At 42.3% G+C, this 26,009-nt stretch carries 22 protein-coding genes; 5 read left to right on the top strand and 17 right to left on the bottom strand.

The window, feature by feature from the left end; genetic code table 11:
• Positions 1 to 18 precede the first annotated feature (18 nt).
• The 3 genes from recF to dnaA are packed head-to-tail and all read right to left on the bottom strand — an operon-like array spanning position 19 to position 3,621.
• Entirely contained in the window at positions 19 to 1,110 is a 1,092-nt protein-coding gene (gene recF / locus AAC853_RS04775; protein WP_189758997.1) for a DNA replication/repair protein RecF, read from the bottom strand.
• 17 nt (positions 1,111 to 1,127) lie between these two features.
• Entirely contained in the window at positions 1,128 to 2,228 is a 1,101-nt protein-coding gene (gene dnaN, locus AAC853_RS04770; RefSeq protein WP_340613828.1) for a DNA polymerase III subunit beta, read from the bottom strand.
• 4 nt (positions 2,229 to 2,232) lie between these two features.
• Complete coding sequence (gene dnaA / locus AAC853_RS04765; RefSeq protein WP_189758999.1) at positions 2,233 to 3,621, bottom strand: chromosomal replication initiator protein DnaA; 1,389 nt, start codon at positions 3,619 to 3,621, stop codon at positions 2,233 to 2,235.
• A gap of 749 nt (positions 3,622 to 4,370) precedes the next feature.
• Here dnaA and rpmH point away from each other — a divergent pair.
• The 5 genes from rpmH (at position 4,371) to mnmE (ending at position 8,205) form a co-directional block, all read left to right on the top strand.
• Positions 4,371 to 4,511 carry a 50S ribosomal protein L34 gene (rpmH, locus tag AAC853_RS04760; protein ID WP_000831330.1) on the top strand — a complete coding sequence of 47 codons (141 nt, stop codon included), beginning with the start codon at positions 4,371 to 4,373 and terminating at the stop codon, positions 4,509 to 4,511.
• A 17-nt stretch (positions 4,512 to 4,528) separates the two neighbouring features.
• Positions 4,529 to 4,888 (top strand): ribonuclease P protein component, encoded by a 360-nt coding sequence (gene rnpA / locus AAC853_RS04755; protein WP_189759000.1) that lies wholly within the window; start codon positions 4,529 to 4,531, stop codon positions 4,886 to 4,888.
• A complete protein-coding gene (gene yidD / locus AAC853_RS04750) occupies positions 4,852 to 5,112 on the top strand; it encodes a membrane protein insertion efficiency factor YidD (protein ID WP_047771132.1) in 261 nt (86 codons plus the stop codon). Before rnpA ends, yidD begins: the two co-directional genes overlap by 37 nt.
• A gap of 2 nt (positions 5,113 to 5,114) precedes the next feature.
• Positions 5,115 to 6,731, top strand: coding sequence for a membrane protein insertase YidC (yidC, locus tag AAC853_RS04745; protein WP_340613827.1), 1,617 nt, complete (start codon positions 5,115 to 5,117; stop codon positions 6,729 to 6,731).
• Between the two features lie 109 nt (positions 6,732 to 6,840).
• Positions 6,841 to 8,205: a tRNA uridine-5-carboxymethylaminomethyl(34) synthesis GTPase MnmE gene (gene mnmE, locus AAC853_RS04740; RefSeq protein ID WP_338883910.1), complete on the top strand. Its 1,365-nt coding sequence runs from the start codon at positions 6,841 to 6,843 to the stop codon at positions 8,203 to 8,205.
• Positions 8,206 to 8,349: 144 nt separating this feature from the next.
• Here the strand turns inward: mnmE and AAC853_RS04735 are convergent, their stop codons facing one another.
• The 14 genes from AAC853_RS04735 to AAC853_RS04670 all read right to left on the bottom strand — a co-directional run bounded on the left by AAC853_RS04735 (position 8,350) and on the right by AAC853_RS04670 (position 25,555).
• Positions 8,350 to 8,916: an NAD(P)H-dependent oxidoreductase gene (locus tag AAC853_RS04735; RefSeq protein ID WP_338883908.1), complete on the bottom strand. Its 567-nt coding sequence runs from the start codon at positions 8,914 to 8,916 to the stop codon at positions 8,350 to 8,352.
• A gap of 62 nt (positions 8,917 to 8,978) precedes the next feature.
• Positions 8,979 to 9,722, bottom strand: coding sequence for an SDR family NAD(P)-dependent oxidoreductase (locus AAC853_RS04730; RefSeq protein WP_338883907.1), 744 nt, complete (start codon positions 9,720 to 9,722; stop codon positions 8,979 to 8,981).
• A gap of 13 nt (positions 9,723 to 9,735) precedes the next feature.
• The gene (locus tag AAC853_RS04725) at positions 9,736 to 10,500 is read right to left on the bottom strand and encodes an SDR family NAD(P)-dependent oxidoreductase (protein ID WP_340613826.1); all 765 of its coding nucleotides are present in this window, start codon (positions 10,498 to 10,500) and stop codon (positions 9,736 to 9,738) included.
• Positions 10,497 to 13,343 carry an aminotransferase class III-fold pyridoxal phosphate-dependent enzyme gene (locus AAC853_RS04720; protein WP_340613825.1) on the bottom strand — a complete coding sequence of 949 codons (2,847 nt, stop codon included), beginning with the start codon at positions 13,341 to 13,343 and terminating at the stop codon, positions 10,497 to 10,499. The genes AAC853_RS04725 and AAC853_RS04720 overlap by 4 nt, the downstream gene beginning before the upstream one ends.
• Positions 13,344 to 13,357: 14 nt before the next feature.
• Positions 13,358 to 14,125: a hypothetical protein gene (locus tag AAC853_RS04715; protein WP_340613824.1), complete on the bottom strand. Its 768-nt coding sequence runs from the start codon at positions 14,123 to 14,125 to the stop codon at positions 13,358 to 13,360.
• On the bottom strand, positions 14,112 to 15,410 hold the full coding sequence (locus AAC853_RS04710; RefSeq protein ID WP_338885632.1) for a beta-ketoacyl-[acyl-carrier-protein] synthase family protein: 1,299 nt from the start codon (positions 15,408 to 15,410) through the stop codon (positions 14,112 to 14,114). Before AAC853_RS04710 ends, AAC853_RS04715 begins: the two co-directional genes overlap by 14 nt.
• Positions 15,410 to 16,492 (bottom strand): beta-ketoacyl-[acyl-carrier-protein] synthase family protein, encoded by a 1,083-nt coding sequence (locus tag AAC853_RS04705; RefSeq protein ID WP_340613823.1) that lies wholly within the window; start codon positions 16,490 to 16,492, stop codon positions 15,410 to 15,412. The genes AAC853_RS04710 and AAC853_RS04705 overlap by 1 nt, the downstream gene beginning before the upstream one ends.
• A gap of 3 nt (positions 16,493 to 16,495) precedes the next feature.
• Positions 16,496 to 17,758, bottom strand: coding sequence for a beta-ketoacyl synthase N-terminal-like domain-containing protein (locus AAC853_RS04700; protein ID WP_340613822.1), 1,263 nt, complete (start codon positions 17,756 to 17,758; stop codon positions 16,496 to 16,498).
• Positions 17,759 to 17,834: 76 nt separating this feature from the next.
• Positions 17,835 to 18,299 carry an acyl carrier protein gene (locus tag AAC853_RS04695; RefSeq protein WP_338883900.1) on the bottom strand — a complete coding sequence of 155 codons (465 nt, stop codon included), beginning with the start codon at positions 18,297 to 18,299 and terminating at the stop codon, positions 17,835 to 17,837.
• A 462-nt stretch (positions 18,300 to 18,761) separates the two neighbouring features.
• Positions 18,762 to 18,947 (bottom strand): MFS transporter, encoded by a 186-nt coding sequence (locus AAC853_RS04690; RefSeq protein ID WP_340614157.1) that lies wholly within the window; start codon positions 18,945 to 18,947, stop codon positions 18,762 to 18,764.
• Between the two features lie 421 nt (positions 18,948 to 19,368).
• A complete protein-coding gene (locus AAC853_RS04685; protein WP_340613821.1) occupies positions 19,369 to 20,190 on the bottom strand; it encodes an energy transducer TonB in 822 nt (273 codons plus the stop codon).
• Positions 20,191 to 20,210: 20 nt separating this feature from the next.
• Complete coding sequence (locus tag AAC853_RS04680; protein ID WP_340613820.1) at positions 20,211 to 23,189, bottom strand: TonB-dependent receptor domain-containing protein; 2,979 nt, start codon at positions 23,187 to 23,189, stop codon at positions 20,211 to 20,213.
• 61 nt (positions 23,190 to 23,250) lie between these two features.
• Positions 23,251 to 24,726, bottom strand: a complete 1,476-nt coding sequence (locus AAC853_RS04675) for a surface lipoprotein assembly modifier (RefSeq protein ID WP_340613819.1) — start codon at positions 24,724 to 24,726, stop codon at positions 23,251 to 23,253.
• An 88-nt stretch (positions 24,727 to 24,814) separates the two neighbouring features.
• Positions 24,815 to 25,555: a Slam-dependent surface lipoprotein gene (locus tag AAC853_RS04670; RefSeq protein WP_340613818.1), complete on the bottom strand. Its 741-nt coding sequence runs from the start codon at positions 25,553 to 25,555 to the stop codon at positions 24,815 to 24,817.
• Positions 25,556 to 26,009: the final 454 nt, after the last annotated feature.

The raw sequence follows: 26,009 nt of genomic DNA, 5'->3' as shown, positions 1-26,009 counted from the left end.
CAACGTTTCTCGCTCATCTTAATCCTGTGGTTGAACCTCTATTTTGCCATGTTCTACGCGAAACATCCTGCTATTTACATCAATCATGTCTGTAACTTGTCCAGGTGTGATTGCACTGACAAACACCTGGGCTTGCGTAGATTTTAGACGCTCGGCTAATAGCTGACGACGGCCGGCATCCAGTTCTGAGGCAAAATCATCAAGCAGATACAGGCATTTTTGCCCGCTCTGTCGGGTGAAATATTCACCCTGTGCTAACCTCAATGCGCACATCAGTAACTTCAACTGACCACGGGACAGCATATCTTCTACTGGTGTACCGTCCGCCCTGATCCGCAGATCGGCTTTATGCGGGCCGGAAGCGGTATAGGTTAGCGATCTGTCGCGCTCAAACTGCCGCGCGAGCAGTTCCGCATATTCACTCTCTTTGTCCCAACCTTGCTGGAAGCTGATACTAAGTGTGAATTCAGGTAAAAATTGTTTGCAGGTTTTTTCTATATCTTCGGAAATTTCCGCAATATATTCAGCCCGCCATTGACTAATTTCACTTGCCAATGGGGCAAGCTCTCGATCCCAATGCTGGATTTGGCTGTAGCGAGTGACTTGTCGCAATGCGGCATTGCGCTGCTTAAGCAGCCTTTTCAGGTTGGCCCATGCAGCAAAAAAGCGTGGCTCATTGTGAAAGCACCCCCAATCAATAAAGGCTCGACGATATTTCGGGCCACCATTTAGCAACGTAAAACCTTCTGGTGTGATAAGTTGCATTGGCAGTATTTTCGCTAATTCAGCAATTTTATGTCCATCACTGCCATCTATCCTGACTTTGCTGTCGCCTTGACGGTTTTTACTTAAGCCCACCGATAAAGTTCGTTCATGGGGTTGCTGATCAAGCCGCCCATGAAGAATGAACTCTTCGCAATCATGACGAATGACTCTTCCTGCCTGAATACTGCGAAAAGCACGGCCGTGGCCTAAGGTATAAATGGCTTCCAATATACTTGTTTTGCCGCTACCGTTCGGTCCAACCAGAAAATTAAAACCGGTTGCCAGTGGCAAGTCAGCATCCGCGATATTACGGAAATCGCGGATCAGCAAACGCGAGAGAATCATATAATGAGTTAATTTTGTTACAGGCGCATTGGCATCACGACATAAGTCGCAGCCTGACTCGCTGAATTCTCAATTTTTACGCTGGATGTGGCATCTGTTAGCAGAAGGCTCACTTGCTCGCATTTCAATGCGTTGAGGACATCCAATATGTAGCTGACATTGAAGCCAATTTCCATTTCAGCCCCCTGATAACTGACATCAACAATCTCTTCTGCTTCTTCCTGCTCTGGGTTATTGGCGGTAATTCTAAGTTGATTTTCGCTCAAGTAGATGCGAACGCCCCGGAATTTTTCATTGGACAAAATGGCGGCTCGCGAAAATGCTTGCTTAAGCATGTCACAATTGGCTTCTAATGTTTTATCAGGATTTTTGGGTAACACGCGACGATAATCAGGAAAACGGCCATCAACTAACTTCGATGTGAAGATAAAATCACCAACATGAGCACGAATGTTATTGCTGCCAATCTGCAATTGCAGCGGATTGTCACCGCCATCCAGCAGACGCATTAATTCAATGACGCCTTTGCGAGGTACTATCACGGAATGGGAAGGCAGATCTTGCCCGATGCTCATGGAACAAACGGCCAAACGGTGGCCGTCTGTGGCAATGGTACGTAGTTCTTCGCCTTCCGTTTCAAACAACATACCATTCAAGTAATAGCGAACATCCTGATGCGCCATGGAAAATTGGGTGGATTCGATCAGGCGTTTCAGTGTGGACTGAGGCAGAGAAAATTCGACTTCGCTCTGCCAGTCATCAAGATTGGGAAAATCCGATGCGGGTAGCGTAGAGAGTGAAAAACGGCTGCGACCCGAACGGACGAGGATGCGATCGCTATCCAGTTCTACACTGATTTCTGCTCCTTCAGGCAACCCACGCCAGATATCGAAAAATTTACGTGCGGGAACAGTCGTTGCACCTTGTTCATGTGGCTGGGTAAGTGTAACCCGAGCCTTCATTTCCATTTCCAAATCGGTGCCCGTCAGTAGCAGGGAACCTTCTGTTACCTGCAATAATAAGTTGCCTAAAATAGGCAGGGTAGGGCGGCCTCCCAAGGGGCTGCTAACCTGTTGCAAAGGTTTTAATAATTGCTCACGTTCAATGATAAATTTCATAGCGCTAGGAAGACAATGTTCTGATTAAGTTAGAAAAATCTTCTTTGATGTCGTGACTTTCTTCACGCAGCTGTTCGATTTTACGACAAGCATGAAGTACGGTTGTATGGTCACGTCCACCAAAGGCATCCCCGATTTCAGGCAAGCTGTGATTGGTCAGCTCTTTTGCCAGCGCCATTGCCATTTGTCTCGGACGGGCAACGGAGCGTGAACGGCGCTTGGAAAGCAGATCTGCAACCTTGATTTTGTAATATTCAGCCACCGTTTTCTGAATATTATCGATGGTTACCAGCTTTTCCTGTAGAGCCAATAAGTCACGTAATGCTTCGCGTACAAAATCAATAGTAATCGCACGGCCAGTAAAATTGGCATTGGCGATGACTCTGTTCAAAGCGCCTTCGAGTTCACGAACGTTAGAGCGCAGGCGTTTAGCAATAAAGAAAGCCACTTCTCCCGGCAACTGGATTTGATTCTCATCGGCTTTCTTCATCAAAATAGCAACGCGAGTCTCCAGCTCCGGCGGTTCAATAGCAACGGTCAATCCCCAGCCAAAACGGGATTTTAACCGATCTTCGACGCCATTTATCTCTTTCGGATAGCGATCTGATGTCAGAATAATCTGTTGATTACCTTCTAACAGAGCATTGAACGTGTGAAAGAATTCTTCCTGAGATCGCTCTTTATTGGCAAAAAACTGAATATCATCGATCAGCAGGGCATCAACTGAGCGATAGTAACGTTTGAATTCTTCTATAGCATTGTTTTGTAATGCTTTTACCATATCCTGAACGAAGCGTTCAGAGTGCATGTAAACCACTTTTGCATTAGCTTTACGTGCCATAATGCTGTTGCCGACAGCGTGCAAAAGGTGGGTTTTACCCAGTCCGGTTCCGCCATAAAGGAACAGAGGATTGTATGCGCCACCAGGATTATCTGCCACTTGTCTGGCGGCAGCTCTGGCGAGTTGGTTAGATTTACCTTCAACAAAGTTATCGAATGTATGCTTGGGATTAACATTGGAACGATAAGATAACTCAGGCTGAGCTTTTGCGTTATCCCAGCTTGGGCGTACTGATGAACTGGACGGCGCAGCAGCCACCGGCATATCGGCAATGATTTTCTGAGATGCAGACTGGTTTGGTGAAACAGGCTTATTTCCTACTTCAAAACGCAGTAACGGTACTTCAGGACCACAGAAATCATTTAATAACAAATTGATATTATTAATATATTTCTCTCTCACCCAATCCAACACAAAACGGTTGGGGGCATAGAGAGCCAAAGTGTTATCACTCAGTTCTGCCTGAAGGGGTCGTATCCACATACTGAATTCTGTGGCAGGTAACTCATCCTGCAATCGGGCAAGACATTGCTGCCAAAGCGAAAGTGACACGGCGAACTCCCCTAAAACAAGACCAATAAAAGAAACCGGAATAAAAGACACGTTATATTGGGCACAAGGCGTTATTCCTCTCTGTTTCTCATGTGACGAGGAACAGAGCATGTACCTTGTGGCGATTTTTAACATCATCGCTCCCCAAAGATCCACATAATCTGTATATAGAGAGACTGGGATCGGGATTAACGATCATAACGCAAAAGACGACACAAATCCTCATTCTTTTACACAGCTTTGACGCTTTTTATCCACAGGGAGATCACCACGCTTTGGCACTTGCAGAATATAAAGGCCCGTAAGAAATACTGTAGTGTAATCATGGCATATAGCAAACTTCATTTAATTATCGTTTTAAATTCAAGATGAAAACAATGCTATGATCACGCATTAAGCGGCAACTATCTGTGTATGATCCTTGCGCTTTATTACACAGTCCGTATAATCTTGCACCCTGCGTGTTATGCCAACGATTTTTTCCGGCTAGGTCTGGTGAGGATTTGGGGTTAGCACTTCGGGTAGCAAAAAGTCTGACCTGTCTGTATTGATTGAAATAAAAAAATCTGACAGGGGGGCGGTCAGGCTCGCGTCATCTTAGATTGACTAGGGGGAGTACATTTTATTACAATCCTGCCTCTTTCTATATATTGATGTTGCGACTGAGGCATCGGTGTCTACTTTATTCTCACTGGTCGCCAACGCATTTGCTGAATCAGTAACAAATTTTAAGCTAGGTAGAAATCGCTATGAAACGCACTTTTCAACCATCCGTACTGAAGCGTAACCGTTCTCACGGCTTCCGCGCTCGTATGGCCACTAAAAATGGTCGTCAGGTTCTGGCTCGCCGTCGTGCGAAAGGCCGTGCTCGTCTGACTGTTTCTAAGTAATAAAGCTAACCAACCAAGTGGTTAAGCTCGCTTTTCCGAGGGAGTTACGTTTGTTAACTCCCGAGCATTTCACTTATGTTTTCCAGCAGCCGCAACGGGCAAGCTCCGCAGAGTTAACAATTCTTGGGCGCTTGAATGAGCTGGGGCATCCCCGCATCGGTCTAACCGTCGCCAAAAAAAATGTTAAACGCGCCCATGAGCGTAATCGTATCAAGCGACTGGCTCGTGAAAGTTTTCGTTTAAACCAGCATAAATTGCCTCCAATGGATTTTGTGGTTTTGGTGAGGAAAGGGGTCGCTGAGCTTGATAACCGTGAGCTAACGGAAGCTTTGGGCAAATTATGGCGTCGTCACTGTCGCTTGGCTCGCGCCTCCTGATTGCTTTGATCAGGGGTTATCAGTTAGTGATTAGTCCACTGCTGGGGCCTCGTTGTCGTTTCAATCCTACCTGTTCCCACTATGGCATAGAGGCATTGCGCAGGTTTGGGATGATAAAAGGCAGTTGGTTAACAGTGAAACGCGTATTAAAATGCCACCCTTTACACGAAGGTGGTGATGATCCTGTCCCACCTAAAAAAAACGACGATAACAGAGAACATTAACGATGGATTCGCAACGCAATCTTCTTCTCATCGCTTTGCTGTTTGTTTCGTTCTTGGTCTGGCAGGCGTGGGAAAATGATAAAAACCCACAACCAACGGCCCAGATCACGCAGCAAGCAAATACTACGCTGAGTAGCGAAGCAAGCAGTGGGCAAGGTAAACTGATCACCGTGAAAACGGATGTGCTTTCACTGCACATTAATACCCGTGGCGGTGATATCGAGGAGGCTGATCTGCTGGCCTATCCTGATACTCTCGGTTCCAAAACTCCGTTCAAATTGCTGGAAACAACCCCTGAATTTACTTATCAGGCTCAAAGTGGATTAACGGGTATCAATGGTCCCGATAATCAAGCTGAACGCCCATTTTATCATGCCTCTCAGGATAGCTTTGTTTTGGCTGATGGTCAGAATGAATTGCGTATCCCAATGACTTATACTGCGCCGGACGGTGTTGTTTATGTCAAGACCTTCGTTTTAAGACGTGGCGACTATGCAGTTTCTGTTGATTACAACATCAATAACGTCACTGATAAACCATTACAGATGGCCTTTTTCGGTCAGTTGAAGCAGAGCGTTGAGCTACCAAAACATCGCGATACTGGCAGTAGCAACTTTGCTTTGCATACATATCGTGGTGCTGCTTACTCTTCTGATGAAGAAAAATACGAAAAATACAAATTTGATGATATTGAAAGTAAAGCGCTTTCCGTGACCACAAAAGGCGGCTGGGTAGCAATGCTCCAGCAATATTTCGCCACTGCGTGGGTTCCGGGAGAAAGCAAAACCAGTACTTTCTATACCAAGGACCTGAAAAACCAAAAAATGGCGATCATCGGGTACAAAGGTGAAGACATCAATATTGCGCCGAATAGCCAACAGAATATCTCTTCTACCCTGTGGGTTGGCCCTGAAATTCAGGACAAAATGGCAGCGGTTGCACCACATCTGGATCTGACCGTGGATTACGGTTGGTTGTGGTTTATTTCTCAGCCGTTATTCAAGTTACTGAAATTCCTGCATGAGTTCATCGGTAACTGGGGTTTCTCCATTATTGCGATTACCTTTATCGTGCGCGGTATCATGTATCCGCTGACCAAGGCGCAATACACCTCAATGGCGAAAATGCGTCTGTTGCAGCCAAAAATCACGGCAATGCGTGAGCGTTTTGGTGATGACCGCCAGCGCATGAGCCAGGAAATGATGGCGCTGTATAAGACAGAGAAAGTGAACCCACTGGGTGGCTGTTTGCCTCTGGTGATTCAGATGCCAATCTTCCTGGCGTTGTATTACATGTTGATGGGTTCTGTTGAATTGCGCCATGCCCCATTCATTGGTTGGATTAACGACTTGTCTGCTCAAGATCCTTACTACATCCTGCCATTGCTGATGGGTGTGACCATGTTTGTTATCCAGAAACTGTCACCGACTACTGTGACTGATCCAATGCAGCAGAAGATCATGACCTATATGCCTGTTGTGTTCACGGTTTTCTTCCTGTGGTTCCCATCTGGTCTGGTGCTGTACTACATCGTCAGTAACCTGGTTACTATTATCCAGCAGCAAGTTATTTTCCGTAGCCTGGAAAAACGTGGCTTGCATACCCGTGAGAAAAAGTAACTGTTTTTAAAATAGCTGTTTTTAAAAATATCAGTGGAAGGCGGTCATTGGCCGCCTTTATTATTTTAGCTTTTAACGATAACGAATCTAGGTCAAAAGAGAGAATTTCATGAATACCACCGATACGATAGTCGCTCAGGCCACTCCTCCGGGACGAGGCGGTGTAGGCATTCTGCGTATTTCTGGCTCTAAGGCTGCGAAAGTTGCTGAGGTGGTATTGGGTAAACTCCCAAAACCTCGTTATGCCGATTATCTGCCCTTCCGTGATGCGGATGGCTCTGTGCTTGATCAAGGTATTGCACTTTACTTTCCCGGCCCTAACTCATTTACGGGGGAAGATGTTCTGGAGCTTCAAGGGCACGGTGGGCCGGTTATTCTGGATTTGCTGTTAAAGCGCATTCTGGCGATTTCCGGTGTACGCATTGCCAACCCTGGCGAATTCTCTGAACGGGCTTTCCTCAATGATAAACTTGACCTGGCACAGGCGGAAGCCATTGCGGATTTGATTGACGCCAGCTCTGAACAAGCCGCACGTTCCGCGATGAACTCCCTGCAAGGTGCATTCTCCAACCAAGTCCATGAAATGGTAGAAGCGCTGACTCACTTGCGGATCTATGTTGAAGCCGCGATTGATTTTCCCGATGAAGAGATTGATTTCCTTTCCGACGGCAAGATAGAAGCCAAGTTGGATGAAGTGATCGCAGAACTGGAGCACGTTCGTTCACAGGCGCGTCAAGGCAGCTTGCTGCGCGAAGGTATGAAAGTTGTCATTGCAGGGCGCCCGAATGCGGGTAAGTCCAGTTTGCTTAATGCACTGGCAGGCCGTGAAGCTGCGATTGTGACTGATATTGCGGGCACAACGCGCGATGTTTTGCGTGAACATATCCATATTGATGGAATGCCACTGCATGTGATTGATACGGCAGGCTTGCGCGAAGCCAGTGATGAAGTGGAGCGTATTGGTATAGAACGGGCATGGCAGGAAATTGAGCAGGCGGATCGCGTGCTGTTTATGGTAGACAGTACGACAACGGATGCCGTTGAGCCTGCACAAATCTGGCCTGAATTTATGGCTAAGCTGCCAGAATCGCTACCTGTTACTGTTATCCGTAATAAGACAGATATGACGGGGGAAGAAACGGGTGTTGCAGAAACCAGTGGCTATACATTAATTCGTCTCTCTGCCCGTGATGGGAAAGGTATCGGTTTTCTGCGTGATCACCTAAAAGAAGCCATGGGATTCAACAGCAATACAGAAGGCGGCTTCCTTGCCCGTCGTCGTCATTTGCAGGCATTAAACACAGCAGCGGAGCATTTGCAGGAAGGTCATCAACAGCTCGTCTTTGCTCGTTCAGGGGAACTGCTGGCAGAAGAACTGCGTTTGGCACAGCAAGCATTAAGCGAAATCACGGGTGAATTTACTTCCGATGATTTACTTGGGCGGATTTTTTCCAGTTTCTGTATTGGGAAATAAGTAACACTGCGACTATTCCAGATAGTCATGATGATGATAAAAAATGGAAACAAAATTACGCCAGCATGTTAGATGCTGGCGTTTATAATAATGCGGCTGCCAATATTATGTGGGTTAAACGAGTTACAAAAATGTAAAAAAACCTTAAATGACGATCGATTCCAGCATGATTTTTCTCTCTTCGTCAGTGATCTTAGGAATAGCATAAAAAGGTATAACGTTAACTGGAGAAATACCCACTAACTCTAGAGTTCCAAGTGTCATACTACGCATGAAGTGATCTACTTCCATGCCATTTTGGACTAAGATATTTTTTTCAGTGCCTAAGGTGACATATACAGTTGCCGATTTTCCTGTCAAATAGGGCATAAAAGTCTTTTCATCTTCATAATAAGCAAAACCATTAGAAAAAACCCGGTCAATCCATCCCTTAAGGATGGCTGGCTGACCAAACCACCAAATAGGATAAATAAAAATAAGGTGATCAGATTCTTTAACCATGGCCTGACTTTTCACAAGATCTGGCGATACCTCACCTCGGTGTAGGGCTTCAAAATCCGGGCTATCAAGTACGGGATTAAATTTTTCATCATAAAGAGAAATAAAATGGTATTCCTCACCTTTCTTGACTATTTCACTAATTATTTTTTCTTTAATGGCATGATTAAAACTTTTAGGATTAGGATGAGCATAAATAACCATGTGCTTCATTTTGTTACTACTCCTTTAAGAAATAAAAAAACACATTAACATCTGGGTGATGAATGAATATCTTACATTCCTCCCCTTTCACCACCATCAATTGTTATCCCTTGGGCAGTAATCATGGCAGCATCAGGAGAAATGAAAAACATGACCGTACCGGCAACATCCTGTGGAGTGACTAAACGTCGTAATGGAATTCTTTTGGCTGCCCTTTTTAATAAGACTGATGTTGAACATCCCAGTAATTTGGCTTGTGGCTCCAGTCCTTTTACAAACATCGGCGTATTCACCCAGGCAGGCAATACAGCATTTACGGTTATTTGTCTCTCTGCAAGATCCAAAGCTAATGATTTAGTTAAACCAAGTAAAGCATGTTTTGATGTACAATAAGCAGTATTACGTATTGTTCCTATCTTTCCAAGAATAGATGAAATAATGACAATACGCCCACCAAAAACAATATCAGGCACAATATGTGATAGTAAGCGTTGGGTTGAATGCAAATTGGTTGCCAATACTGAGTCCCATATATCATTTTGGTCAATATAGTTATCATCCGCTTTACCGTGGCTAACAACAATGCCTTTTATTTCACGTTCCTTAACCAAAGGCATTAATTCTCTGACCAGTGCTTTCTCGTCAACTAAATCGATTTGGAGAGGATGAATATACTCTGGTGATTTATCGACTAATTCACTTAAACCGTTTCGGTTAATATCAATAGCAATAACATAATATCCGGCCGCAACAAGTCTTTGGCAAACAGCAAAACCAATTCCGCTTGCTGCACCAGTAACAATAAATGTTAACATGATTTTTCCTTATTTAACTTAGTGCAATGCCGCCATTGATATTAATTACTTCGCCAGTTATGTAACTATTTTCTATAAGAAAATGTATTGCACTGGTAATTTCATTGACATGTCCAATTCGCTTAAGTAGTACTTTGTTATTGATTATTTCCTTGTGGGTACTTAATAAAGTTTCTGTCATCTCTGTTTGGATAATACCTGGGGCAACAGCATTAACCCGAATATTTTTAGGCGCGACTTCAACTGCAAGCGCTCGAGTCAATGATTCTATTCCACCTTTGGCTGCCGCATAAATTGATTGACCTTTATTCGGTCTTGTCGCTGAAATCGAAGAAATATTGATAATCTGGCCACTACGTTGCGGTATCATTACTTTCAGTACCTCACGACTGCACAAAATATAGCTCAGCAAATTGTTATTTATCAGTAATTCAATATCCTTGGTTTCCATCGTAGCGAGTAATCCATCTCTGGTTATTCCCACATTGTTGACCAAGAGATCGATCCGATCAAATGTGCCAATCACTCTAGTAATAAACGCATTGATATCTTCTGCCTTGGCTAAATCAGCCTTGATAGGCAAGATATCCGGGTAAGTTAGCTTCATTTCGGCAATAAAATCGGTTAATTGTGGAGTTTCATGCCGATAACAAAAAGCAACCCGATATCCCTTGTCCAACAAACTTAGAACTATGGCTTTGCCAATGCCTTTACTGCCCCCCGTCACAATTGCACTTTTTGTGATGGTATCTGATCCTGATTCTCCGTGATTGTTCATAAACTTGAATTCTCTTTGATATCAGATAAGGTAAAATGATGTTTTCTGGCGATTGTCATGATATCAATCACCTGATCGGCGGTAATGTTTCCGTATGAAAAATTCCCTTTGTACTCTTCCAACCCCAACAAAACCGTTTCTGCCATGCAAGCGTAAATCTGCCCTTCTTTCAAATAGGCACGGACACGGGCATCCAGGCTGTCATTATTAGGTGTCTGAACAATCCCTCCTCGCAATATTTTGATATCGGGTCGTTTAAGGACATCTTCATCAGAAAGGTTATGTGGCACTGAAATATCACAGACGATTGCCCTATTTTTAATTTTTTCGACTGATAAAAATGCCTCTGAAGCATTCGAAGCACATACGATTACATCACAGTCTTCAATATCAGAAATATTTTGGGAGGTGTGGATAAATGTTTGGGTCGGGTAATGCTGGTTCAAATAGTGATCTATCTCTATTCCCACGTTTGCCTTACCAATGAGGTAATCAATAGGCATAGTGGAAAGGCAATCTGCTATTCTTTTTGCTAATCCCCCAGTGACTGGCATCCTATTAACTAGGAATTGTTCATAGATATTTTTATAAATATGGTATTTCACCGTATCCAGTTTTTTCAGCGAACCATGATTACTGCTGCCTATCAATATCATTTCCTGGAATTGAGATCCTAATATCTCTGCATAAACACTTCCGATATTTCCGGCACCTCCTACAATCGCAATCCGCATGTTAGCTATATCCCGATCTGCGATACTTTTCTGCAATGCTTCAATACCGATGCCTACAGTTAAGGCATTGCCTGTTGTCACGCTAATTGGCGGATTTTTTAAGGATTTGCCATTATTGGTGATGATAGAGGTAAACATTCCCAGCCCAACAGCGACATTACCATCAGAGGCTGCTTGGGTAATCCGAACATCAATTTCATGCCGCAACCGCCCCAGGTCATTTTTTTCCAGTGATTTTTTGATCATTTTTGAAGTCACTGTCAGTGGATATAGGGTAAATTCCACTGATTTGCCATTACCTGAACGGATACGTGCCGCTTTGAAAGGTTTGGTCGCGAGATTAAAAGTAGAACTCTCAACAAACAATGTTAATTCTTCATCACTAAATATACCAAATGATGGATCAACCTCTCTAAGCCCGCTTGCAGAAATCAGGTGGTTAATAAAAGCCACCTTATAGTCAGCTTCTTTGTCATCATCATGCTGTGGGCTTTCCACACGTCGGTGATCGGTAGAAATGGTAAGATCCTTTTTCCCAAGCATGGGAGCAATAATAAATCCCGCGTCAGCATGACGAATAGCAAGGCAAACTTTGGATAACGCTTCAACAAATCGGTGAATTTGTTCAATTTCCAAAAATACAGATGGTTCTACACGAATCACATTTGCTGCACTTCCAGAAGGTGCGACACGAATATGGCTACCACACAGCAAATGCCCGCTAATCACGTAACCTAAGCTGCCTTGTACGGCAATATTTTGCAAAATATAAGAGTCTGAATGAGTGACATCATGAAACTCCATTCCCCATATCAAACCTTTGCCACGCACTTCTCGAATGACATCAGGATATTGTTCTTGGAGAGCGTTCAGCTGTGTCTTGAATTCCTCTCCCAATTGAGTCACTTTTTTCAGTAAATGACGCTGGTCAGCATGTAAAAAATTGACGAAATCATGTGCTATTCGACAAGATAAATCATCCTCCCCAAAAGTGGAGCTTTGTATGACATCAAATCCCGGTGTAAAACTTTCCTGACGAATAGCGACCACCCCAATCTTGACATATCCAGCGCCCAATGCCTTGGAAAGGACATAATAGTCGGCATCAAGGCCTACATCACTGGATGCCACCAAAAATCCACATCTACCTGATCCTGATTGGACTTCATCGGCAATAACTGGGCAACCCAATACCTGTTTTAATCGGTTAATTTCTCCAATTTGCCCTGTATTAAGCGGATAAACGCCTCCCTCTCCCTGTATTGGCTCTACCAGAAATGCAGTAACAACCCTGAATGGTTTCTTCGTTAAAATAATTTGGTTGTTCTCTTCTTGCGGTAACCACAACCAACTATTAAAAACATCATTGGCTTTTTCCCCCATTCCCGCAAATTCGTTTAGTTCTTCAGAAGAAAGGAAATGTGTATCTATTTTCATTCTTCTCAGATAATGACGATACATGGCACCATACGTACAGTTGGCCGTTATCATTGTCTTGCCATGGAATGAATTTTCAAGGGCTAGAAATGTTGGTTTTGTATCCAATCGATTCTGGGTAAATGCCGACAATGCTAATTTTATCTCTTCGGCAGATGCATTTTCCTCCAATTGCAAGTCTTGGCGTTGTTCCCCTGTGAGTACGATCTCTTTACCACTGCTGATTTTGGCAATAGCTGATATGGCTTCCTGCCCTAGCTCTTCAAGTTGGGCATTACGTGTAAATTCTGCACTTTTTAGGGCAATTTCTATTGATTCTGCCCCTGTACTGGCAAAGCAGAATATAAAATCACTATGTGTCCCAGTTTCTTCTTTCAGTAACTCATTAAGACGTTCAGCCAATAATGCGGCGGGTTTTTTGATGGAAAATTGATTATGGACGGGGGTTTCTTCATCAAGATAACGCTTTATTTTTTCTCTTATAAAAGGAGAGTTATGGCCCAATAATGTTGCACCATATCCCCCCAAGAGATCCAGGACAGGAATTTCTTTGTCATTTTCATCTTTGTAATAGAGAAAATTCCCTGCTGCCCGATGATAAGTTATGTTTAAACCAAGTGAAATCAATGCGCGGGTTAGCTGAGGCTTACAAAAAGTAGCATAACTTTCCATTGTAATTCCTATTGTTAATTAACAGTTTCAACCTGCTTATGGGCGTTTATACGATCTGCTAATTCCTTGATAAAAAGGAGGGTTTCAGCAGCATAATTTCCCTCACGATAATTTTGATATAGTCGTGTAATATCAATGAGGTGTAGGTTCTCTTGCGATACTTGATTTTCAACTTTTGTTAGAATAAACGTGACTCCGAATTCAACACCCCCACCAGCAAATTCAGATTGGCTCTCTTGGCTTACATTTCCTATCCCGGAAGCAACTACCAAGGCATAATCAATCAAGCCACTGTTTAGGCATAACTCCGCTTCACTGAATGCCGACAGTAATCCTAAATTTCCGCGCAAGAAAGAAGCACAATCACATTGCAAATTGAGTTCCTGGGAAAGCACTCCTAACAGGTTATTACTGAGTGATAGGGTGATTAAGAAAGGATTGACCTGTTCACATTCCCAGATAGTTTGAAAAATACTATTTGGATTGTTTGTCTGGGTTTGCTCATATTCAGGCAACAATTCCGAAGGCAATGGGTGAAGATATCCATATTGCGTGGTATACAAGCCAAACCTTATTTTAGGATCATTGATGTCTAAACCAGCTGAAATCAAAGCTCTTCTGGTTGAAATGATCCCTTTTTTTGTTCCTGTAGAATAAAAGCGCCTGAGTTTATTATTTTTAACCAGTTCATCGCCCTCTTTTTCATCATTCAGGTTATTAAACAGATGGCAAGGCGTGGTTATGTTATGGGTAATGAGTTTGATTACTCTATTTTTTTCCATCGTAATCCCCTATCACTAAGCAGGAGTTAATTCCACCAAAACCAAATGAATTGGTTATCGCGTTCTTCACAGGGAAAGGCCGTCCATAATTCGGGACATAGTCCAAATCACAAAGCGGATCGGCAGTTTCAAGGTTAATGGTGGGTGGAATAAATTTGTGTTTCACAGTCAAAACCGTTGCCACCGCTTCAATGGCTCCTGCTGCTGCTATCCAATGACCTAACATTGATTTGGTTGATGAAACCAACGGAGAGCGCGAACCAAAAATACGTTTTATGACAGCGGATTCAAGAGCATCATTTAATGGCGTTGATGTGCCGTGGGCATTGATATAATCGATCTGGTGCAGATACAAACCACTATCCTTGATAGCTCGCTTAATGGCATTTTCTGCACCAATTCCATCAGGATGCGGAGCCGTTAATTTATAGGCATCCAAGGAAGCGCCATAGCCTTTAATTTCAGCATAAATATTAGCTCCTCGACGTAGCGCACTTTCTTCACTTTCAAGCACTAAAAACGCACCACCTTCACCTGCAACCAATCCACTACGATCTTTATCAAAGGGGCGACAAAGTTTATTTCCCCACTTTTCCGTTGTGGCGGTGGCTCCCAATAATTTCAGCCCGATCAAGGTATGCAGGTTTATGACTGAATCTGCCCCACCAGCCAGCATTATGGACACTTCCCCCCTTTTTATGGATTGACAAGCCAGCCCGATAGCATGAGTGGCTCCGGCACAAGCGGCATTCACGTTTATTGCAGGTCCCGATAAAGAAAATCGGTGGGCAATGGCTTTTACCATGCCATCGTTGCTGCACTTTATGCCGGAGTAGAAACTCAAGTTGTGGCGTTGGTCGAACAAGGCTTTAATAGCTTGTTGTTCCGTGTCTTCATCGTGACGGCTTTTGCGCCACAGATGCCTGTCATCCTCTGATATTTCCGTGACTCCACTACATCCATAAATACCGATATGCTGCTCATTCCTCTGTGTCGGCATGAATAGTCCAGCATCTTCCAAGGCCTTAGAGGCTGAAATGATTCCCATAATGCCACGCTTGTCCGTAATGCCTGATTCCGGTAGATATGTTGAATGTTCAGAGAGCAGGGAATTAAAATCAATTTGGGCTGCATATTTCACTGGCAGTACGCCATCATCCTCAAATGTTAGTGGCCTAACGGCTGATTCACCATCACAGAGCTTTTGCCAGACAGTATCAAGATGGGTTCCGAAAGCACTCACAACCCCTATACCTGTAACAACAACACGACGGTCAGATATCATCACAATTCTCTCCCGGCCATTCCCATACGAAGCAAAACAGCAATACACTGTTTTTCCAGACCATGAACCAATATCAGGACTAAAGGAGATGATTGTTGAGAGATAAGATTTGAATGAGTGTTATCTATGCTCAACGTTTTTTCATGCATCTCGATGGCGAGATTGGTAGCAATAAAAGATGCGGCAGGTCCTGTATATCCTATAGCTTTATCAAGATTAAACTGTAAGGCATCAGGGAAAATGTCATGCGTTAACGAAAGATGTTTACTATCAACTTTTCCAACATGGATTATCTGATGTGGTGATAAACCTGTTGTGCTCACTTTGGACAGGAAACGAGTATATTGATTACTATCGTAGATTATCATGCGATTAGCATAAATAATCTCACCATCAGCATTCTGTCTGTCTCCGTGTAAGGAAACAAATGAAGCAGCTTCCGCAGGTAGCCACGGTGTATCACTGATTAGGCGTTCATAGGCAAGATAATACCATTCTGAAATTTTCTGGGCATTACCCCCACAAAGTGCAAACTGGCTGCGTTTCTCTTTGATACTGTAATACCCTTCTAGAAGAGCATGGCCTCCTGCATCAACATGCGGTGAAAAGAAGGCATTGTCGCCTATGATACCAAGATGTTGCGATAAATGGCTGGCTGTTGAAGTATTCAACAGTGTCAATCCCATTAATGGAGGTGTTTCCACTAATGCCCTGGAAACATAATCCTTATCATCTTTTGTATCAGACGCAATGAGATAAGCATTATTATCAGCATCACTTATTCCTAGCCCAATAAACAATCCACGGTGCTCAGGAAGAAATTTTTCACCAATACTGTTTTCCCAAGTTTTTATGCCAGTATAGAGCACCCACTGACTTTGCCCATGTGCTGCCCGTCGGATCATCTTATCCATGGAAGGCATGACAAAATCATCTTCTTTGATGCATCTTTCCCCTATAATATGTGGCAGACATAGCCTATTGTCTGGTAAATGAGCTTCTTTAATATTTCCATGAATAATATCATTCATGCACAGGCTATCAGGAAGCAAACTACTCCCTTTGGTTATGTAAATCCCCATAAATTATCCTTCAGCTCGTTTTAAGATCACACTGCTATTTTCTCCACCAAAGCCAAAGGAATTACTTAGGATATATTTGGCGTGCATCGCTTTTGTAGAATTGTTTACATTAATGACTCCATCCATTTTTCCCAGTTCAGAAAAGTTAAGGCTGGGAAGAAGTTGATTATTATTTAGCGTTTCAATTGAGAGTATTGCTTCCAGTAACCCACTAACGGCTAACGAATGCCCCATTGCCGACTTAGTGGAAATAACCGGTGGTTTATGCGGAAAAAGAGCATTAATAGCTTTACTTTCCGCAAGGTCGTTATTAACAGTTGAAGTGCCATGAGAGTTGATGTGATCGATATTTTCAGGCGATAGCCCGGCATCTTTTAGTGCTGAAGACATACAGTCGAGATAATATTGCCCCGATAAATCTGTTGATGTCATTTTATAACCTTCAGATTGTCGGGATATTCCTGCAATCTCAGCGAGTATCTTGGCCTTTCTGGTAATCGCATGAGAATAATTCTCAACCACTAGAAACGCAGAGGCATCAGCCAAGACACAGCCTGCTCTGTCTTTATCAAATGCCCGAGAAGATTGGCTTAATTCTGTAAACGTACCATCATAAAGGGCCCTAACTTTTTTGAACAATATTTGCATAATAGGATGGGTTGCTTCTTCAGAAGCACCAACCAGAGCTATATCATTTCGGCCACTTTTAATGGAGTGATATGCAGAATAGAGAGCGACCATACCTGCCGTACAAGCATCACTATAGACTCTTGGTTGCCCTGACATATTAAAGCGTTCAATCAACTCTTCAGCAATTTCATACGGGCGCATCAGCGCCCCAAAATGTTCAACGTCAAGATATTCTGAGGAAGATACATTTCCGTTGAAGTAATGGTTCAAGGTATCACCATCAATAAACATCTTATTATTGGCAAAAAATAATTCACACCTATATTGCTTCAGATTTTTGTAGGTTAATCCTGCCATTTGCAAACTGTTTGCGCCTGAACAATAGGCCATCAATAAAACAACATTATTGGATGATTGCCCAGTGATGTTGTATTGATTGCGTAAGCTACTTATATCTGTGGAAGTTAATTTTGCGCTAGGGATATTATTTATTCCATATTTTCTTAATAACTCATCTTCACAGATAAGTGACTTTTTATTCATCAATGAATTGAATAAATCATTTGGACAATTATGATTACGGACAATCAAACCATAACCGGTTACAGCCACTTTCTCTGTAGTTATACCAGCCATATTTACTTCCATATTAGTGACAAAATGACTTTTACATTTAAGTTGTTAATATAATTGCAAACAAAAATTAACAACTTTACAACCCAATTAACATATCATGACAATATTTTTCGATTTCGGCTAAAATAATATCATCTGCATTTTTACTATCTGATTCACAAATAGATTTACATAATGAAGCCCAATTATGGACATTAGTTTCACCGAATAAATCACCCAATGTACAAATAGAGCCTAATTGCTCTGTTGTATAGTTATAACAACTAAAAGCAAGTAATCCTTTACCTTCCTCGGTAAGGACATCCCCAGTTAACAAGCGATTTATTATGTTTTCAGACGCAGTCTCTTGAACATGAGAAAAAATACTTTTAGTTGGCATGGTGATCTTGAATTTTTTTCCAAGATTAAAGGAAAGATCAATAATATCCAAAGAGTCAGCCCCTAATTCATTAATTAATGAAGAATTTTCATTAATAACATTTTTGTCAACAAAAAGAATTGAAGAAACCTCTTCACATACAGCGGAAATGTATTTTTCCATATAAGTAGCCCCAATAAAACAATAAAAGGAATGTGTTTATGAAGAACAATAATTGAAAATGTATGTGCTTTTTTACCAACAAAAATGAATAAAAACCAGAGAAACATAATGGTGCAATTAACAAAATATATTATACATATAAAAAACAATAGAATTGCATAAATGATTACACTGTCATTCCGCACTTTATTAATAATTAATTTCTATATAAAATATAAAAAATTTAAAGATCAAAATATTATATATACCAATCTAACTTCAAGATGCATGTGATTTCTCCCCGCCTCGCGGGCAGGGCGCGAGCACACTATTTTTACTGCTTTTTAAAGATTAATAATTTTCAATATTTGATTATCACAGTTTTATATCGGGTAATAATTAAACTAAATTACAGTTCTTTAGACATTTATAGTTAACAAAAGAGTTAAAGAACAATGCTGACATTTTAAGTGCAAATATTAATCAAAGTATGCTCTCGCCCTGACTATCTGCCAATGTTCCAACCGGTACCATAAAAGCGGAAAGGGCTATCATAAATATAGAAGTAACCCACTGTGTTTCCTTCAACGATGTATTAAATTCACGCCCAATTGCAGGAATAATGGTATTCACAACGGTGAGATCTATACATTCAAGAAAACTTGCAATACATATTCCGATTAATCCGGTGTATTTTCGGGTTGCAATAACTCATTAACTAGCTCCTTTTGTTTTCTCAATAGTTGAAATTTGAAAAAAAATCAGGTGTCATTATGACTGATATATCACCAGATCATAGATAGTTACCGGTTAGGGACTTTACATCGATTTCTATTATTTCGCTTATACTATCTCCTTATAAAAACAAGGAGGTGATATTAAAAAATAATAATTGATTTATAACTTTTTTATTAAAAACAATACATATTTAAATTAATGAGTTTTTTATCTGTAACGGATTTTTATATCATATATTATTCCAATAAATGACTATGTTTCTTGTATTTTGATTACGTTATTGTGGTTTGAGTTAACTAATTAGTCACAATGACAATTAATCCTCGCCCCGATTGGGAGCGAGAGATGGGACTTACCTCAATGTAAAATCAAGTGTCAGCACAACATCGGGCTTTATACCTGCTGGTATAGGGCCAACTGAATTGGCATTATTGATCGCATCGAGTGCGGCATTATCCAGTATGTTATTGCCGGAGGAATTAACGACTTTGGCGGCAGTCAAGGTGCCGTCACTTAGCAGGGTAAAGCTGACGGTGACTATACCTTGCTGTTTCATCCTTTTTGCCTTGCGGGGATAGCGTTTATGGCGTTCAATTTCTTGCCGCAGTCTTGCGGAGTAATTGTCTACTTCACTATTTCCTTGCCCCACCAAAGGTTGTGATGTTGCTGCGCGGCTCATACTGCCTTCTGAATTAGCCTGATCGTTACCATGCGTTTCCTGCTCTGTCTGATTGTTTTTCTCTACCTGTGGTGATTGGATGGTTTTCTTTTCTGCTACTTCTTGCGGTTTTTCTTTCGGCTGCTTTTGGCGTTTCTTAGGCTTATCGGCTATTGGCGGTTTTGCTATCTTATTTTCAGGGTGAATGGCTCTATCCAGTACGAGTTCTGGTTTTGTTGGTGATTCCGGTGCGGTCAAAAGTGGGGAGGGAGGAGAAACAGGCTCTGGCTTATTTTCCCACGATGGGGCAGCAACCATCGTAATGGATAGCCCGGTAGTAAAAGCGTTATTGTTGATATGATGTGCCGCGTCATCATCATATGAAGTCTGTCGGTTAAACAGCCATAGCAGACTGGTATGCAATAAAATAGCGATTAAGATACCAACCAGCACTCCCCTTCTGGGCATCAATGGAAAACAAGCGGCTGGATTGTCTAATATGGCTGTGTTGGTCATACGATCCTCTCATCAAGCCCCTAAAATTGGCTGGTCAAACTGAGTTTAAAAGTTCTGCCCGGCGCTGGAATCATCGAACGTGTCAGCGGATCGAGATAGTAGCGGTTAGTTAGGTTTGTGCCAGTTAACTCTATGGATATAGCCGGAGTGATTTGATAGTTGATATAGGCATCAACCGTAAGCACCGGATTCCAGCGCATTGGGTTATTAGACTGTCCTTTATAAATATCCGGTAAGGCATTCATCAGCCATTTTTCATCTTTATTTTCTGCCTTACTGTGATAGAGCATTCGGCTGCCTAGCTCCAGTTTTTCATCAAACAAGCGGCCGCCGACGCTCAGGTTAGCTGAGTATTTAGGCTGAATAGAGGTACGTAAATAACCGCCAGGGAAACCACCATCAATACATTCAGGTATACCATAACGATTCTGGGAATCCAGTCTCATGACAGCGTTATGGTCACAGACCTTGTTTTTCATGTTATAGACCAACCCCATATCGGCAAAGAAACTGCCGTTGTCATAACGTGCTTGTAGTTCCACGCCCGCCAATTTTTGTTTGTCCAATTGGGAGAATTTATAGGTAGTGTCCCGGTCGAACACATTTTCAATGAGGGTGTTGTAATAGGAGAGTTTGATATCAGCATGGCGTTCAGCTTTGACTAATTGGCTGACATCGTAGACTAAGCCAACTTCCGCGGTTTTTGCGCGCTCAGGCTTAAATTTATGACCTATTTGGTTGGTTGGAGAGCCTGAAAAACCGACGGTATCTTCAAAAATACTGGGCATTCTTACCGCTTCAGCATAACGGGCGTAGATACGGAAATCATCTGTAACATAGGCCGTCGCGGAGAAAGTGGGTGCCCAAGCGTGATCCTTACGTTTTGGCGCAGTTTCCCAAGGATCGTCAACAGCAGGGCCTTGTACGCCAGTAGCGTCAGCTCTCTCACCGTATTCATATTTATAGACTTCTTTGCCGCTTATTGGGTCAATAACCTTTTCATTCATGTCTAATTGGCCATTGAAATAGAGGTTACCGCTTTTACTGAGCTTGCCATTGCTAGGATCGTACTTCCAAGTGAATTTTTCTCTAACCATATTGCGCTTTAGGCCATCACGTGAATCAATACGAGTTGTCTCAACCACAGGGTATTCAGTTTGGAGTTTATTCATAAACTCAACCCTCTCTGCGAAGCTCATTTTCAAGCTGTTGTTTGATCTTATAAATTGTTTTCTTTTTTTCATCATATTAGATTCAGTTTCAGTTATTGTTCGCCAATAACTCATTTCATGACCAATGGTTTCCGGTTGTTTCTGATAACGGCTATCTTTTACGGCACGCCGTTCATTAAGCAAATCATCTTGAGACCAATAAGAAACACGCTTGGCTCCTGCATTCAGTTCCAGCCATGAAGCAGGTCGCCAGTTAAAGTTAAAGGCGAGATTGATTTCCTGACGTTGTCCTTTCCGTGTCGGTGACTGGTCGAAATATAGACTAGGTGAATCATAATCATCATTGGAATCAAGGCGTTCCCGTTGGAAATTTCCCATTAAAGTCAGTTCTAAACTCGGGTGCAGGGTAAATTTATTGGAAATATCGATACCCCAACGATTGTTTTGAGAATGGGTGAGAGCGGTATTGATCAATGTGCCATCGATATTGGCGTTTCTGCCCTCAAGACCATCTTCCCAACGCCAGTCTCTGTCAACAGGGGTACGCGGATATCCTCCCGCCGTGTTGGTATTGCTGGTGGTGCGAGTTGTCCATAAATTCATGTCGAAGTCGACATAAGGGTTATTCTCAGGTTGCCATTTATAGGTCAGATTGGCTGCTTTCTGGTGAACTTTTGCTAATGGCCATTGAGGAATTTTATTTTCTTCGGGTATAACCCAGCCTAAACGTGAAGGCATAATATCACCAAACTCCATATGGGTATTACGAATCCCCAACTGTAGAACCTGATCTTCGGTGAAACGCCAAGTATTTTTAATTAATACAGAACGCATTTCACTGGAAGTATTGGGAACTTCATTGCCGGGGTGATAGATACGAGCGGCAAAAGGCAGATAGGGATCCAGTGTTGTCTGGACATTTTTCATGAGCTCCCTATCGTTTTCCGTAATGGGTTCATCATAGCGATGGGCGCCCCCTTTGCCGGCAAAATAGTTACCCTGATGACGGTATGCATAGGCCAGCATTAGGTCAAAATATTCCTGCCGTGTTCCTAATGCGATACGGAAGGCATTATCTTTGAAACCAAACAGTTTATTGTCTTTCGATGAATGAGGCGTAATTTGCAACTCCGGATCGGTTTCCACCTTGTTTTGGATAAAGTTAGGAATATCGCGGTAATCCTGTCCCAATGGCAGGGACGGAGTGTGCTCTCTCACAGAGTTACTACTGGTTTCCAGCTTAGTATTGATACCGAAAGTTTCCCCTTTCGGCACCACGTCATCAATGGTCAAAGTTTTGATAGATACTGCCCCACCGATTGATCCTTTAACTTTACGGTTCAGAGAAGGACCTTTTTCGATTTCAATGCTACTGATTAAATTTGGATCGATGTAGTTACGGTTATTGGCTCCATTATAACCACGCCCGACGGTAATAGCCTGTTCTGTGCCATCGATGGTGATGGGAATTCGCCCTTGTCCTTGAACACCACGGATATTGACATCTAGGGCGCCACTATTGCGGGCGTCACCGCTATATACACCGACAGCACCTTTAATTAAATCGGCGGGAGAAGCTCCCTTGTAGCGCTCTATCTGCTCTTTACCGATATAAATATTGGAAATATCTTTGTCATAGACTGCGTTATAACCCTCTTCATCTTTATCACTGTTATCCGTGACACGAATCTTGCCTAGATCCGTCTTACTATTTGAGGTTGTGGCTGTAGGTTTGGATTCGGCAAATAGGGGTGGGGCAATTAGTGATAATGCCAGTGACAATGCAATTGTGGTGGGAGTGAACTGTGTTTTAATTCGGTATGTCATTGATGTCTCTTGCCTCGATTTATCAATTATCATCACACAAATGAAAAGAGTAACTATTTGATTAAAAATATTTTTCTAGTCTGATTAGCACTTCGTTTTTGTTATAGCTGTACATCCAAGCCACATTGCTGTGATTGCGTCGATGGCGGAAAGTGAAAGAAGGTGTCATGCCCCATATTTCAGCGGCGGGCACTTTAATGACGGCACTGTAAATCTGCTCATTATCTTGGCGTGTAGCATTCAACATCGGGCTGTAAGCGCCAAAATGGCGTTTTTTCAGTGTGGAAAACAGTGAGCCATTGATTCCGGGATAGATTTGTCCTGCAATCCCTGTCCGAATTCCCCATTGCTGATAGCGATCCATGGCATACTGATGGTTGTCACGATAAACCCAATCGCCGCCGCCAAACAGGACAACGTCTTTACTAATGGAGTAGAACAGAGTGAGGTAGGCTGAGGTAAAGCTGCCATCTTTCCGGCGAAAACTTGGCTGATGATGTAGCTGTTTGTGCTCAAGTTCAACATTCATGGCTGTTTTGGGTGTGAATGCCCATCGCCATTCTGTTTTGGCGCCTACCGCACGGTAATAGGGTTCGCCTGCTCGTTGTTTATATTCAAACAGAGGCCCAAAAGAGAAATCGTGACTTTTGCTTTTGTAGCTGTATCCACTAACCAGTTGAAATGTATTCTCGTTTTCATCATGGTAATCACGATAGTTTTCACCATAAATCAGGCCACGACCAAAAATACCGTGATGACCAGTAAGTTGATAACGCCGACTTAATGTTGCGTCATAAGACGTACCCCATGCTCTGATGGCCTTTGGTATCTGCCTTTTATAGAATATTTGCTTTATGGGATCAAAATCGTAACGGGGATTTTCCTGATCAGGAGACATATTTACATTATCATTATAAGCGTAAGCAGCCGAGAAAGAGCCGCGCCAACTATTTCTCAGATCTATCGCTTCCAGATAGCTGTTAATATTTTTCAGCACGACTTCTGGTAACTTTTGTGCTTTATACAATCCAGTAAACAGTTGCTCAGCTTCCCGATTTTTATGATCCTCAAAATAGACGCGAGCTAATTCTAGTTCGATACGAGGAAAATCGGGCTGTTGATTCAGAACTTGTTGATAATGATAAGCGGCGAGATCTAAATCTCCCTCAAGACGTGCCAGCCCGCCCTGAGCAAAATTGACCAACATTACATCATGTTCCGGCAATTTTTGATAAGCCGAGAGAAAACGTCTGACATCTGACCATTGTTGATGGTTAATAGCCAGGAATAGTGCTTGGCCGATATCATTAATATTGTTTTCGACCTGAAACGTTTGTCCGTTAATGACAATCAGTGAAGCATTATTTTCAACAAAAATAGGATCTGGCGTAATCAGATTGGTTTCATTTTCCTGTTGATTATGTTGTGCTTCTTGCCAGATTTTTCTTGGGGTATCTTCATCGGCATAAACGGGTAGGGATAGGCATAGAGCCACCAGCGCCGTTAATAATATTGGCGTAATTTTATTCTCAGACATCGGGAAACCAGATCATAAAGCTCACGTTATTAGCAATAAAAAAACAGAGAACAGCCCAAGATGGTACTGTTCTCTGGAAAATTAACGATTACTGTTTAGGACCACCAAAAGCGGTATCTTTGGTGTCATCATCAGCAAATTTCGCATACCCTGCCAAACTAGATGCGTTATCGCCAAAGAAGTGACCACTGGTGCTGCCAACCAAATCATCAGTTATGGCTATGCCGTTGAATTTGGCATCAGCGCCAATATTGGCACTAATATCTATTGTCATTGCGGTATTTTCCATGGAACCGACCAGGGTTTTCTCACCGAAGTCTGCGGTAAATGTACCGGCCAGAGCATTGTCACCGCTGTACTGGTTAATACCTGTCACTGTATAAGTTGCTGTACCGTCGGTTGGAATATTGGTAGTGATATCCTTGCCTGCATAGTAAACCGTATGGGTACTATCACCAGCCTGACCGGTCTGAGACCATTCACCAAAATAAACGTCAGCATTGGCAACTTTGCTGAAATGGAATACCCCCATCCCGCCATGAGAACCTGGTGCGCCTGCTCTTGAGATATTATGAATACCATTGCTGTCCGTTGGTGCCATGCGAGTTAAGCCAGAAAAACCGATAAGTTTTCCTCCACCGATTGAACTGACTCCAATGCCTGGGGCGCCATTCGCACCACCGTGTGAATTTGAACCTGTTTGAGTTTCACCAACCTTGACATATGATGGTGAGCTTATTTGACTCTGCCCGAAACCAACTCCTGCCTGAGCCTGTGCTATAAATCCCAATGTGCCTAAAGCGGCGATTAATACGTTGAACTTTTTCATCATTATCCTCGTTTGGAGTGGGGGATCCCTCGTTACCCAATCTTAAAAACGGCCTGATTTATCGCGCGAGAAAAACGTACTCCGTTCAAATGATAATGTAAATGATAATTATTACTATTTGTTTCACTAATAATGGGGTTTATTAGTCAATGTTTTTTTATTTTATTGATTTTTATTTTATTTTTTGCATTTTTGGTAAGATTTTAACTATCTACTTTTTTTTGAAAATGTGAGGTTGGTAGATTTTATTTACTGGGGTTATTTTATTGTTAACAAATTAATTAAAATTAAAAAGTTTCCTATATTATTAAATTAATAGGGTTATATAACTACTCATATAATTAAACAAAGTTAATACATATATTTTATACCAATCTAACTTCAATATGCGTGTGATTTCTCCTCGCGAAGCGGGGAGAAATCAGGCTTCATATCGTGTTGTAAATTGCGACTT

The organism is Xenorhabdus thailandensis (assembly GCF_037996785.1).
Classification (GTDB): domain Bacteria; phylum Pseudomonadota; class Gammaproteobacteria; order Enterobacterales; family Enterobacteriaceae; genus Xenorhabdus; species Xenorhabdus griffiniae.
Note: the sequence above shows the minus strand (reverse complement) of the source record. Positions and strands in the feature narration are given on the sequence as shown.

Coding starts and splice junctions, on each gene's coding strand:
- AAC853_RS04715 (WP_340613824.1), bottom strand. CDS start 14,125: ATGGAAAAAAATAGAGTAATCAAACTCATTACCCATAACATAACCACG.
- AAC853_RS04685 (WP_340613821.1), bottom strand. CDS start 20,190: ATGACCAACACAGCCATATTAGACAATCCAGCCGCTTGTTTTCCATTG.
- AAC853_RS04730 (WP_338883907.1), bottom strand. CDS start 9,722: ATGTTAACATTTATTGTTACTGGTGCAGCAAGCGGAATTGGTTTTGCT.
- yidC (WP_340613827.1), top strand. CDS start 5,115: ATGGATTCGCAACGCAATCTTCTTCTCATCGCTTTGCTGTTTGTTTCG.
- AAC853_RS04725 (WP_340613826.1), bottom strand. CDS start 10,500: ATGAACAATCACGGAGAATCAGGATCAGATACCATCACAAAAAGTGCA.
- AAC853_RS04675 (WP_340613819.1), bottom strand. CDS start 24,726: ATGTCTGAGAATAAAATTACGCCAATATTATTAACGGCGCTGGTGGCT.
- AAC853_RS04710 (WP_338885632.1), bottom strand. CDS start 15,410: ATGATATCTGACCGTCGTGTTGTTGTTACAGGTATAGGGGTTGTGAGT.
- recF (WP_189758997.1), bottom strand. CDS start 1,110: ATGATTCTCTCGCGTTTGCTGATCCGCGATTTCCGTAATATCGCGGAT.
- AAC853_RS04680 (WP_340613820.1), bottom strand. CDS start 23,189: ATGACATACCGAATTAAAACACAGTTCACTCCCACCACAATTGCATTG.
- AAC853_RS04700 (WP_340613822.1), bottom strand. CDS start 17,758: ATGGCTGGTATAACTACAGAGAAAGTGGCTGTAACCGGTTATGGTTTG.
- rpmH (WP_000831330.1), top strand. CDS start 4,371: ATGAAACGCACTTTTCAACCATCCGTACTGAAGCGTAACCGTTCTCAC.
- AAC853_RS04695 (WP_338883900.1), bottom strand. CDS start 18,299: ATGGAAAAATACATTTCCGCTGTATGTGAAGAGGTTTCTTCAATTCTT.
- yidD (WP_047771132.1), top strand. CDS start 4,852: ATGGCGTCGTCACTGTCGCTTGGCTCGCGCCTCCTGATTGCTTTGATC.
- mnmE (WP_338883910.1), top strand. CDS start 6,841: ATGAATACCACCGATACGATAGTCGCTCAGGCCACTCCTCCGGGACGA.
- AAC853_RS04720 (WP_340613825.1), bottom strand. CDS start 13,343: ATGGAAAGTTATGCTACTTTTTGTAAGCCTCAGCTAACCCGCGCATTG.
- AAC853_RS04735 (WP_338883908.1), bottom strand. CDS start 8,916: ATGAAGCACATGGTTATTTATGCTCATCCTAATCCTAAAAGTTTTAAT.
- AAC853_RS04670 (WP_340613818.1), bottom strand. CDS start 25,555: ATGAAAAAGTTCAACGTATTAATCGCCGCTTTAGGCACATTGGGATTT.
- dnaN (WP_340613828.1), bottom strand. CDS start 2,228: ATGAAATTTATCATTGAACGTGAGCAATTATTAAAACCTTTGCAACAG.
- AAC853_RS04705 (WP_340613823.1), bottom strand. CDS start 16,492: ATGGGGATTTACATAACCAAAGGGAGTAGTTTGCTTCCTGATAGCCTG.